The following is an 11,908-nucleotide window of genomic DNA, read 5'->3' as shown; positions in this document are numbered from 1 at the left end:
CAGGTCGCGAATCAGGACGAACCTGGACCGGTTTGTCCGATCCCGGATCGAATTGGATGAACATGAATAACCTGGTTGAAGGTAGCCTTGCCCTCGTGGTCGCCGTCAGTGGAGACGTCCCGCCGCCTCGGCGGCCGGGTGGGGTCCAGGCCGCGAGCGGATCTGCTCCGGGCACCGCCGTGCCGCCCGGCCCCGACCCGAACTCCGCCCGGACGCCGGCGGAGTTCGTCCGCCAGCTGCGTCTACTCAAAGCCTGGTCAGGAGATCCCTCCTACGAGGAGCTTCGGCGGCGGACGGGAATCGCCCGCAGCACGATTGCCGCCGGCCTGAGCCCGGAACGCGGTCGGCTGCCGTCGCTGGATCTCGTAACCCGATTCGTCCGTGCCTGCGGGCTCTCCGACGGCGAGGCCCGCCGTTGGGAGCAGGCCTGGCGCGCCCTGCGCGCCCTCGGATCCGACCAGCGGGCCGCCGAGCGGGTCGCGTCTCCCTCCACCGTCGACCCCGCGGAGGAGCTGATCGGACGAGCCCGGGAGCAGGCCGAACTGCTGGACCTGGTGACGGGCCGACGGCTGGTCACCGTCCTGGGACCGCCGGGGGTCGGCAAGTCGTCGTTGGCCCGCCAGCTCGCCCGGACGATCCGGGCCGCTGGGCCGGACCAGGGTTGCCTCGGCGGGGTGCGGTGGGCGGCGCTCGCGTCGGCGCGCAACGAGCGGGAGATCGTCCGGGCGATCGGCTCGGCGTTCGGGCTGCGCGCGACCGGTAACCCGAGCGGCGATCCGAGCGGCGAGGAGGACCTGCTCCGGGCCGTCGAGCGGGCCGCGGGCCGGGAACGGTCGCTGCTGGTGCTGGACGACTGCGAACACGTGGCGCCGGCGTGCGCAGGGCTCGTCAGACACCTGTTGTCCTCCTGCCCGGGGCTTACCGTGCTCGCCACCTCCCGGCGGGTGCTGGCCGTGGGCGAGGAACTGGTGTGGCCGCTGGGGGGACTGGAGCTACCGGCGCCGGGTGGTCCGGTCGACGCGCGCGTGGCCTCGGTGGCCTTGTTCCTGCGGCGGGCGTCGGACGCGGCACCGATCCGCCCGGTCACCGGCGCAGACCTCGACACGGTGGCCCGGATCTGCCGGCAGCTCGACGGCGTGCCCCTGGCGCTGGAGCTGGCCGCCGCGCGGCTGCGCGTGCTGACCGTCGCCGACCTGGCCGATCGGCTGGAAACCGATCTCACCCTGCTGAGCGTCGGCGATGGGACCGACCGCCATGCGACGCTGCGGGCGGCCGTCGGCTGGTCCTACCGGCTTCTCGACCCGGACGCCCAGCGGCTGCTGGCCAGGCTGTCGGTGTTCCGCGGCGGGTTCGACCTCCCCGCCGCGCAGGCCATGGCCGAGACCGCCCTGGTTGCGGGTGCCGCAGCCCTGGCGGCATCGATCAACCCGGTACCGGTCTCCCCGGTACCGGTCTCCCCGGTGCCGGTCTCCCCGAGGTCGATCCTGCCGGCGTCCGTCATGCGGGCGCCGGACCTGCAGACATCTGTCGTCCCGACCCCTGACCCGCGGGCGCCGGTCTGGCAGACGCCGATCCCACCGACGTCGATCCCACCGACGCCGATCCTGCAGACGCTGGTCGTTCTCGTCGACCAGTCCCTGGTGCTGCCGTACGAGCGGGACGGCGCGCCGCGCTACCGGCTGCCGGAGATGGTGCGGGACTTCGCGGCGCTGCGGCTGAGGGACTTCGGCGAGGCGGATTCGGCCCGCCACCGCCAGCTTGACCACTGTCTGAAGGTGCTGCGCGACAGCCACGCGCTGGCGGAGTTCGATGCCCGGCTGCGCCGGTGGCGGGGCCACTCGTCCGACGTCGGCAATCTGCGGACGGTGCTCGAACACGCCTACGCGACCCGGCCGTCGGAGGCGGTGGAGCTCACCAGCCTGGCCTTCGAGTACTGGGCCGCCGGCGGATCCGCCGTGGTGGAGTGCGAGCGATGGGCGGTTGCCGCCTGGGAGAAACGCGACCAGGTGCCGCCTGCGCTGCGCTGCCTCGCCCGGCTACGGCTCGGGCAGGCCCACGCGATCCGCGCCGAGTACGCCGCCGCGGCCGCGTGCACCGCCGACCTCGACGCGCTGGCCGAGGACTGGCCGCGGGAACACGCCGAGGCGATGGGCCAGAACCTGTTCTACCGGTTGTGCATTCTGGACGCCTCCGCGCTCGGTGCCGTCCCGGACGCGGTCGCCCTGGTCGACGCGGCGCTGCGGGCGAACGCCGGCAGGCCCGCCGCTGACCCGGCCGATCTCGGCGGAGCAGGGCGTCCTGGAGCGGCATCGTCCGGTGCGGTGGCGCTACGCATCCTGGAGCCGGGCGCGGCCGAACCGCTCGCGTTCGTGCTGGTCTGTGCCGCGAGCGTGCTTGTCACCTGGGGCCGCTACCAGTCGGCGCAGCTGCTGTGCGACCAGTCCGAACGGCTTTCCGACCGGCTGAGCGCTCCGGTCCGGTCGTATCGGACGATAGTCAGGCTGCTGGCAGCGACCGGCGACCGGAACCTGCTGGCCGCGGCGGCCGCGGCGGCCGAGCTGACACCGTCCGACCTCGCCGTCGGGGCGGCCCTCAGCCCCGATCGGGCGGTCGTCGCACTCGGACAGCATGCGCTCGCCGTCGGAGACCTTCCTCGCGCACGCACCGCCCTTCGACCCGTGCTGTCGCATGCCCGACCGGCGTGGCTGTCGCGCGACCACGCGCCGCGGACCCTGCTCGCCGAGGTCGAGCGACGCTCGGGCGACCTCGCCGCCGCGCGCAGGTACCTGTGCGCGGCGCTCGACGCCGTGCTGCCCAGCGACGACTACTACAGCGCGCTGCTCGCCGTCCTGGTCGCCGCGCTGCTCGCCACCAGCCTCGGTGACCGGGCCGCCGCGGCCGAGCTGACCGCCCGGTGGAACACCGCCCGCGGCCGGGCGGGTCTACCGGCGCCGGTGGGATTCGCCGAGCAGGTCCGCGGGCTCGGGCTCGATCCCCGGCCCAGCGCTCCCGCCCCCGGTTACCGCTGGGACGCAACGCCGCTGCGCGCGCTGGTCGAGGACTCCCTGCGCTGGTGCGCCGCCGGCTAGCCGCGGCTGGCCGCTCCGATCGTGGCGCTCCTCATTTCCGTATCCTGTCGGAGCCGTTGGCTACCGTGAAGGGCGTGTTCGGTCGCTGAGCGCGGGCGGCCGAGGAGGAACCACAGTGGAGTCAGCGGGATGACGTCGACGCATCGGGTGCCACCCGAGATGTTCCGGTTCGCCACCGAGCAGAATGCCGACCTGTACACGGCCGTCCTGCAGGTGTTCGGCGAGGCGAACGAGCGGTTGGAGACCGCGCTCGGTCCGGACGGTATCGAGCAGCGGCTGGCCTCCGTCGGGTTCTTCCGGGTCCCCGGTCAGGACGAGCTCGGCCGCGCCCTGTCCCAACTGGGTAAATGGCAGCTGCTCGATGTCATTCAGAACCACGGCGCCGACTACTCCACGGCCGCCGAGTACGAGCGCGGCAACCTCCAGTACTCGCTGACCCGGCGTGGGGAGGCCGCGTTCGCCGGCGTCCAGCATGCGCTGGCGGTGCTGGCGTCGGCGGGCGCGTTGCAGACCGCGGTCCTGGACGCCATCGTGGACAGACTCGACGCGTTGTACGCCCTGATGCTCGACGAGACCTCGTCAGACCGAAGGATCTTCACGACGCTTAGCGAGCTGGAGAGCCATCTGGAAGCCCTGCGGGCGAACACGAAGCAGTTCAACGGCGAACTGCAGCGGCTCCTGCGGGCGGAGAACGCCGACCTCGGTACCTTTCACGAGGTGAAGCGGGCGACGGTGACCTACCTCCAGGAGTTCGTCACCGACCTCGATCACCGGTCGCGTGCCATCCGCGACGCGGTCCGCCGGGTCGAGTCCCAGGGCGTCGGTGCGTTACGCGGGCGGGCGCTGCTCGGTGCCGAGCTGTCACCGATGGGCATAGACGATCCGAAGCCGGACTGGCTGGAGCACCGCAGGCTGCGCTGGGAGGGCCTGCGGCTGTGGTTCGATCCGCAGGACGGCTCACCACCGCGGGCGGCGCAGTTGCACACGGTGGCCCGGCGGGCCATTGTCGCCCTGCTCGCGACCCTGGAACGCATCGGGGAGTCGCGGCGGCGGTCGTCGAGCGCGGCGCGCGACTTCCGCGTGCTCGCCCGCGCGTTCGCCTCCGCACCCGCCGAGGACGATCTGCACCGGCTCTGGGGCGCGGCCTTCGGGCTGACACCGGCCCGCCACGCACACCTGCGCCACGTCGATCCCGAACTGGTGCCGACGGGCGTGAGCTGGGCGGTAGCGCCGCCGGTCGAGGTGTCGACCCTGCTGCGGCGTGGCGGCAGGGCCGAGCGGTTCTCCCGGCCGGGGCGGGTCCGTGACGTCGCCGCGATCCGCCGTGAGCGACAGGAACGGGCGCGTCGGGAGCGCGTCGACCTGGAGGCGGCCTGGGAGCGGCTGCGCACCGACGGTCCCGTTCGCCTGTCGGCGGTGCGCGAGCTCGACCACGAGGGGCTCGCGCGCCTGCTGGACCTGCTGGGCCATGCGCTCGACGGGCCGCTCGACAGCTCGGGTGCGCGCCGCGCCGTCACAGCCGACGGGCGGGTGGAGATCGTCGCGCGTCCGACGGGGGACGGCCGGCTCGCGATGATCCGCACGCCGCGTGGTGTCCTCACCGCGCCCGATCACATCGTCGACATCGCCGTCCTCGGCCGGCCCGCGCGCGCCCCCGAGAGCGCGGCGGAGACGGCGAGATGAGCTCATCGGCGAACCAGCACGTCCGGGAGGAGCGCGAGGACGTCGCGCGGGGCATCCGGCTGCTGCTCGCCAGCCCGCTGCTGACGGCGGCCGGGGACCCGGAGGGGTTCACGATCGTGCGGCGTCGGCGCGGACCGATCAGCGACTGGTTCGACTACTTCTGCGGGTGGCAGCTCGTCGTCGAGCCTCGGGCCGGCTACGCCAGGCTGGTGAAGATCCGCTCGGAGCCGGATCCGTCGCGCTCGGCCCGGCGATCGCGGTCGACGCGGGCGCCCTTCGACCGGCGCCGGTACGTGCTGTTCTGCGTCGTGGCCGCGGAACTGATGGGCGGGCCCGTCACCACCATCGGGCTGCTGGCCGACCGGGTCGCGTCCGCCTGCGCGGCCGATCCGGCGCTGCCGCCCTTCGACACGGCGAGCCGCGCCGAGCGGATGGCCTACGTCGACGCGCTGAGACTCCTGGAGCAGCTCGGCGTCGTGAGCGCCGTGGACGGCGTCACCGACGCGTACGTGCAGTCCGAGGACGCGAAGGTGCTGTATCGGGTCGACACCACCCGCCTGGTCGGGCTGCTCGCCGCGCCGACGGCCCCGTCGCGGGTGGCACCGGGGGCGAGCCCGGTCGGCGACGTGGGGGAGGGGATCGGCCTGGACGCGCTCATCGCCGGCATGCTTGTCGAGCCTCGGTACGGGGACGCGGCGTCCGCGGGGCCGACGGTCTCCGACGCCCGGCGGAACCTGTGGCTACGCCATTCAGTGATCCGGCGCCTGGTCGACGACCCGGTCGTGTACCGCTCGGAGCTCACCGAGGCGCAGCTGGCCTACCTGGCCACGCAGACCGGCCGCGCCCAGGCCCGGCGGGCGGCCGAGATCGCCGGCTTCGAGCTGGAGGAGCGGGCCGAGGGATACCTGCTCGTCGACCCGGACGGGATCGCGACCGACAGCCGGTTCCCCGACGACGCGAGCAATGCCAAGATCGCGGCACTGGTGCTGCTCGACGCGTTGCGGGCCGCACCAGCCGGTCTCACCACCGAACAGCTGACGGTCGAGGCGGGGCGGATGCTGGCGCGGCTGCCGTCCTGGGCGAGGACGTACCGGTCCGAGGACGGCGCCCAGCGGCTCGCCGAGGACGCCGTCGCCGAGCTGCGGATGTTCGGGCTCGCCGCGCTGGACGCCGGCCACGCCGGCCAGGCCGGGGCGTCGGCCGTCGTGCGCGCGCTGCCCGCGGCGGCGCGCTACCGCGACCATCGCGAGGACCGGTCGCGGCTGGAGAACGCCCTGCCCCGTTCCGGGGGTGCCGGGCGGGGTGAGGGGATCGAAGCGTGAGTGTCACCAGGCTGCCCGCCCGCCCGGTGTCGCCCGGGCCCGCCGCTCGAGCCGCTCGCTGGCGGCCGCACCGGGCCGGAATCGTGAACGTCTGGCGCTACTACGACGAGACGTTCCATTTCCATCGGGGCCGGCTGCTGCTGCGCGGCCGCAACGGCACCGGGAAGTCCAAGGCGCTGGAGCTGCTGCTGCCGTACCTGCTCGACGCCAACCTCCAACCTCGGCGGCTGTCGACGTTCGGCGGGTCGGAACGCACGATGCACTGGAACCTGATGGGGGACGGCGCCAGCGGTCGGACCCGCGTCGGCTACGTCTGGATCGAGTTTCGCTTCGGCGAGCTTCCCGAGCGCGGTACGGGCGACGAGGCCGGCCCGGTCGCCGGCCCGGTCGTGGGCCCGGTCGCCGATCCGGCCCGGGCCCTCGGCCCGGATCTCGGCGCCGACGAGGGGCCGGGCACGATCGGCGAGCGCTGGTTCACCTGCGGTGCGCGACTCCAGGCGTCCATGCACACGACGACGGCGTCGGCGGACTACTTCACGACCACGAGGCGGATCGGCCTGCCCGGCGGTCTGAGCGTCGTCGACGACGCGAACGCCCCGTTGACCCGCAAGCGGCTCGTCGCCGACCTCGACGACTCGGGACAGGTGTACGACAACGCGGCCGACTACCGGGCGGCCATCCGCGCCGAGCTGTTCGGTGGCCTCAACGAGCAGCGCTACAGCGGTCTGATCACCGCCATGTTGCAGCTGCGGACGCCGAAGCTGTCGGAGCGACTCGACCCGTCCCTGCTGTCGACGCTGCTGTCCCGCGCGCTGCCGCCGCTGGGTACCGCCGAGATCGCCGAACTGGCCGAGGGGTTCGAACGGCTGGACCGCCAGCGGGAGAGCGTGCGCCGCCTCGACGAGGAGGTCGACGCCGCGCGCGTGCTGGCTGACCGTCAGCGGACGTACGCCAGCCGGGTGCTGCGCGCGGCCGCCGGTGGCCTCATCTCCGCCACCAGCGCCATGGACGAGGTCACCCGCACGGCCCGGGAGAGCCAGGAGGAGTACGAGCGCGTCGTCGCGGAACGCGACTCGCTCGGCGAGCGGACCGCGGCCGCCGAGACCGAGCGCGACACCCACGGCGCACGGATCGAGGGCCTGATGCTCAGCGAGGCATACCAGGTCGGCGGGCAGCTCGACGAGCTGCGCCGGGACGCCCGGGAGGCGGCGGCCCGGGCGCGGGAGGCACGTCGGCAGGCGGATGGGGCGGGCGCCCGGGCGGACGACGACGAGGGGACCGCCCGTCGGACCCAGACGGGCGCGGCGCGTTGCGAGTCCGCGTTCGCGGCCGCACGGGACGCTGCTCGCACCGCCGCCGACCGCGCCGGCATGGCCGCGGCCTACGACGAGGTCACGACCGTCGTCGCGGACGGGAGCGACGACGACCATCCGGCCGCGCGGGGCTCCATGCCTCGGGCCCCCGCCCAGCCGGCCGCCGCCCCGCAGGCCCCCGCGGGGCGGGTCGGGGCGGTGCGGCCGCGCTCGCTGTTGCGGGCGGCAGTCGACGCCCGCAGCCGTCAGATCAGTGCCGTGCGCCGCGCGCTGAGCGAGCATGGGTTGGCCGTCGACGCGCGGATCGGCGCCGAGCAGAGCCTGGAACAGGCGCGCGAGGCGTTGGCGCTCGCGACGACCGCGCGGGACGAGGCGGTGGCGGCGTACGGCCACGAGCTGACTGCGCTCGGCGAGGCGCTGGCCAGGTGGGCCGACGGCTGCGCAGAACTGCGCTTCGACGACCCGACCGCGCTGCTCGACGCCACCGAGGCCGAACCCGACGTGCTGAGGATCGTCGACGACGTCGCCGGCTCGGTGCTGGAGGCGGTTGCCGCCCGAGCGGCCGAGCTGTCCCGGGACCGGCAGGATCGTGCCGACAAGCGCGCCGAGCACGCGGCGGAACTGGAACGCCTCACGACGGTCGCCGAGCTGCCTCCGGCCGCCCCGCCGACCCGGACCGCCGACCGCAGCGCACTGCCCGGCGCGCCGCTGTGGCGGCTGGTGTCCTTCCAGGACGCCGTCGCCCCCGACGTCCAGGCGGGCATCGAGGCGGCGCTGCAGGCATCCGGCCTGCTCGACGCCTGGGTGTTCCCGGCGGGCGGGCTCGTCGTTTCCGGGCATGACACGACCATCGACATCGACCTCGTCGTCCCGGCCGCCGACGGCGGCCTGGGCGCCCTGCTCGTGCCCGAGCCGGACACGGCTGTGCCCGCTGACCGCGTACGTCGCCTGCTCGCAGGGATCGCCGTCGGCACCACCGCGCCCGACGGGCATCCGGTCGCGGTCGGCGCCGATGGGACCTGGCGGCTGGCGGCGGCCCGCGGCAGCTGGTCGAAACCCGAACCCGCCCACATCGGTGCGCTGGCGCGCGACCGGGCCCGCCGCCGCCGCATCGAGGAGTTGACCGAGCTGATCGGTGCCGTCGTCGACGCGCTGGCACGCATCGACGGTGAGCTCGGTGCGCTGGCGTCGCGGCGGGAACGGGTCGCCGCGGACCGGCGTGCCCGGCCGAGCCACCGCGCCGTCCACGACGCGCGCGCAGTGCTGGAGACCGCGGAGGCGAAGCTGGGAGCGCGCGCCGACATGGTCAACCAGACGCTCGAACAGGTGCAGGTACGGGTCGCGGCGGTGAGCGCCGCCACCCGCGCCCTGACCGCGACGGGTGCCGAGCACGGGCTGCCGACCGACCCGGATTCCCTCGACACCGTCGAAGAGGCCGTCGGCACCTTCCGTCGGCTCGCTGACGACTGGCTCGACCGTCACCACGATGCCGTCGCCGCCCGGCGGGCCGCGGCCGTCGCGGCCGAGGTGGCCGCCGCCTCCCGGGAGAGCGCACTCATGCTCGCCACGTCCTCGGCCGAACGAGACGGCGAGGTCCAGCGCGTCCGGGCGAAGCTCGACGGGGTCGAGGCCGCCATCGGGCCTGGCTACCGGCAGGTTCTCGACGAGATCGCCGCCCTGCGCAGCCGGATCGCGGATCTGGCGGCACAGCGCGCGACGATGGCGCAGTCGCTGCGCATCCTCGACAGCCGCGCCGGTGAACTCAACACGAAGCGTGTCGTGGACCGGGAGCGCCGTGACACGGCCGTCGCCAACCGGGATGCCCAGGCGGCCCGGTTCCGCCGGCTCGGGAACAGCACCCTGGCCGCCGACGCGCGTCTCGACCCGCCGCTTTCCGGGGCGGACGGGGTGCGGGTCACCCTCGAGGCCGCGCGCTCGGTCGCCGCCGGGCTCGCGAACACCCCGCACGCCGCGCGGAACATCAAGGAGGCAGAGACCCGCCTGACCGACGCCGTGCACCAGTGCCGGCAGACCCTCGCCGACCGGGCGGAACTCGTCCTGGACCCCGACGAGGACGTCCAGATCCTCACCGCGACGGTCGACGGCGTCCGGGTCGGCGCCGCCCACCTCCACGACAGCGTCCGCGACGAGCGGGACCGTGCCCGTGCCGAGATCACCGACGGTGAGCGCGACCTGTTCGACCGGACACTGACCGGCAACACCCGCCGGCACATCGCGGACCGGATCCGCCAGGCCAACGCACTCGTCGCGGACATGAACGTCCGCTTGGAGCGGGTGCGCACCGCGTCGCGGATCGCCGTCCAGATTCTGTGGCGGGTCGACCCGACCCTGCCCGCGGCGACCCGCGATGCCCGTGACCTGCTGCTGAGGGATCCGAGCCAGCTCGGCGAGTCCGACCGCGAGACCCTGCACGCGTTCCTGCGTGGACGGCTGGACGAGGCCCGTGACAGCGACGATGCGATCGGCTGGGAGGACCTGCTGCTGCAGGTCTTCGACTACACCGCGTGGCACCAGTTCATCGTCCGCATCGACCGCGGCACCGAGCAGGGCTGGCAGCCGCTGACCAAGAAGCTGCACGGTGCGCTGTCCGGGGGCGAGAAGGCCATCGCGCTGCACCTGCCCCTGTTCGCGGCGCTCGCCGCGCACTACCAGTCCGCGCCGGGTGCGCCGCGCCTGATCCTGCTGGACGAAGTCTTCGTCGGCGTCGACAGCACGAACCGGGGCCAGGTGTTCGAGCTGCTCGCCTCCCTCGACCTCGACCTGATGATCACCTCCGACCACGAGTGGTGCATGTACCGCGAGCTTGACGGGATCGCGATCCACACCCTCATCACCGGGGACGGGAGCGATGACGCCGTGACGACGGCCCGCTTCACCTGGGACGGCCTGCGCCTCACCGACGCCGACGGCGACCCGCTGTGACCCCGCACGCCGCGCAGCGGCCCACGATCGCCGCCGCCCTGGACCGACCGGCCCTCGCGCCGCTCTGGGATGCGGTGCACGCCCGCCTCTCGACGGGGCGGCCGGTGCTCTCCGTCCGCATCGGGCCACTCGACGACGACCAGCAGGCCGCGCTCGCCGACCTGCTCGGCCTGGACCGGCTGCCCGGCGACGTCGCCACAGTCCGCCTCGATCGCCTCCACGCGGTGCTGCGCTCGTCCTTCGGAGTCGACACCCGCATCGTCGTCGAGACACTGCGAGGCCCGATCGGGGACCGCGCCGGCGCGCGGGCCGCCACCGAACGCGCCCGGCGTGAGTTGTGGGCATGGCTGTCCGCGCATCCCGTCGTCACCGCCGAGCCCGCGCTGGCGACCTGGGTCGCCGATGTCCGGCGGGCGGGAATCGTCGACAGCTCGGTCGACGGAACCCGCGCGCTGCTCGACGCGGCGCTGCGCGTCGTCGCCGCCCTCCCGGCCGACGGACGGCCCCTGCCCGCCCTCGCCGACGCGATCCTCGGACGCACCCACGCCCTCGACGACGGGACGCGGCTGTCCACGCTGGTGCTGCGCGCGTTGGCCGCCCTGTACGGCGTCGCGGCACCGACCGACGCAGACACGCGCCGCGCGTTGTGGGAGCGCGCCGGGGTGGCCAACGACGAGGTGTCCGCGCAGGTGCTCGTCGCCGGCCTGCGCCCGACCGGCGACGACGCGCTCAGCCGCGCCCTGCTGCTGTGGGCCGAGGCCGGGCAGGCCAGCGTCGTCACGCTGGCCCAGGTGAGAGCCTGGCCCGCGCTGCGGGTCTGCGCGGGACCGGTGTGGATCGTCGAGAACCCCTCGCTCGTCACCATGGCGATCGCCCGTTTCGGGGCGTCCTGCCCCCCGCTCGTCTGCACCGCGGGCTGGCCGTCCGGCGCCGCGATCATGCTGCTGCGCAGCCTCGCCGCCGCCGGCGCCCACCTGCACTACCACGGTGACTTCGACGGCGACGGGCTGCGGATCGCCGCGCACGTGATGGCGCGAACCGACGCCAAGCCGTGGCGCATGGCCACCGCCGACTACCTCGCCGCCGTGGCGGACGGGGCCGCCGTGGCGGACGGGGCCGCCGTGGCGGACGGGGCCGCCGTGTCGGCCGGGGCGGAGGTGGCGGACGGGCGGGCCTGCGCGCCTGCCGAGGGCCCGGTTCTCGCGGCGCGGCCCGGCCAGGTCAGCGAGGCGCCCTGGGACGCCGACCTCGCTGCCGCCCTGCGCGCTCGGAACCTGGCGATTCCCGAGGAACGGCTCGCGCCCCTCCTGCTCGCCGACCTCGCCCCCCTCGTCGCGGGTAGCACTGCCGCGCGATGCTCGGCAGCCGGCTGCGCTGGCACAAACTGAGGTGCTGCCCGTTCCACGGACACGGATCGCCAGTGTGCCTTTCGGGAACGCCGCACTGGCCACGGCCGCGGTCTGCTCAGGGACCCGGGGCCACGTCCGCGACGACGCCGCTTGACCGCCGGACCACCGTTCGTGCCCTCGGCCCGATGGCGAGCCTGCGGTAGGCGTCC

General features: G+C 74.4%; 5 protein-coding genes. All 5 read left to right on the top strand.

Translation table 11 applies throughout. The annotated features are described in order from the left end of the window. Window positions 1-62: 62 nt before the first annotated feature. The 5 genes from AC5R91_RS11950 (at window position 63) to AC5R91_RS11930 (ending at window position 11,738) form a co-directional block, all read left to right on the top strand. Window positions 63-3,089, top strand: coding sequence for an ATP-binding protein (locus AC5R91_RS11950; RefSeq protein WP_495397217.1), 3,027 nt, complete (start codon window positions 63-65; stop codon window positions 3,087-3,089). A gap of 129 nt (window positions 3,090-3,218) precedes the next feature. Next, window positions 3,219-4,772 (top strand): TIGR02677 family protein, encoded by a 1,554-nt coding sequence (locus tag AC5R91_RS11945; RefSeq protein ID WP_495397216.1) that lies wholly within the window; start codon window positions 3,219-3,221, stop codon window positions 4,770-4,772. Then, complete coding sequence (locus AC5R91_RS11940) at window positions 4,769-6,094, top strand: TIGR02678 family protein (protein WP_495397215.1); 1,326 nt, start codon at window positions 4,769-4,771, stop codon at window positions 6,092-6,094. The genes AC5R91_RS11945 and AC5R91_RS11940 overlap by 4 nt, the downstream gene beginning before the upstream one ends. Beyond that, window positions 6,091-10,350, top strand: coding sequence for a TIGR02680 family protein (locus tag AC5R91_RS11935; RefSeq protein WP_495397214.1), 4,260 nt, complete (start codon window positions 6,091-6,093; stop codon window positions 10,348-10,350). Before AC5R91_RS11940 ends, AC5R91_RS11935 begins: the two co-directional genes overlap by 4 nt. Then, window positions 10,347-11,738, top strand: coding sequence for a TIGR02679 family protein (locus tag AC5R91_RS11930; RefSeq protein ID WP_495397213.1), 1,392 nt, complete (start codon window positions 10,347-10,349; stop codon window positions 11,736-11,738). Before AC5R91_RS11935 ends, AC5R91_RS11930 begins: the two co-directional genes overlap by 4 nt. Window positions 11,739-11,908 lie beyond the last annotated feature (170 nt).

This window comes from Frankia sp. BMG5.60, assembly GCF_059428125.1.
Note: the sequence above shows the minus strand (reverse complement) of the source record. Positions and strands in the feature narration are given on the sequence as shown.

What these genes read in the sequence shown, in the direction of transcription:
- AC5R91_RS11950 (WP_495397217.1), top strand. Translation starts at nt 63, where the DNA reads ATGAATAACCTGGTTGAAGGTAGCCTTGCCCTCGTGGTCGCCGTCAGT.
- AC5R91_RS11945 (WP_495397216.1), top strand. Translation starts at nt 3,219, where the DNA reads ATGACGTCGACGCATCGGGTGCCACCCGAGATGTTCCGGTTCGCCACC.
- AC5R91_RS11940 (WP_495397215.1), top strand. Translation starts at nt 4,769, where the DNA reads ATGAGCTCATCGGCGAACCAGCACGTCCGGGAGGAGCGCGAGGACGTC.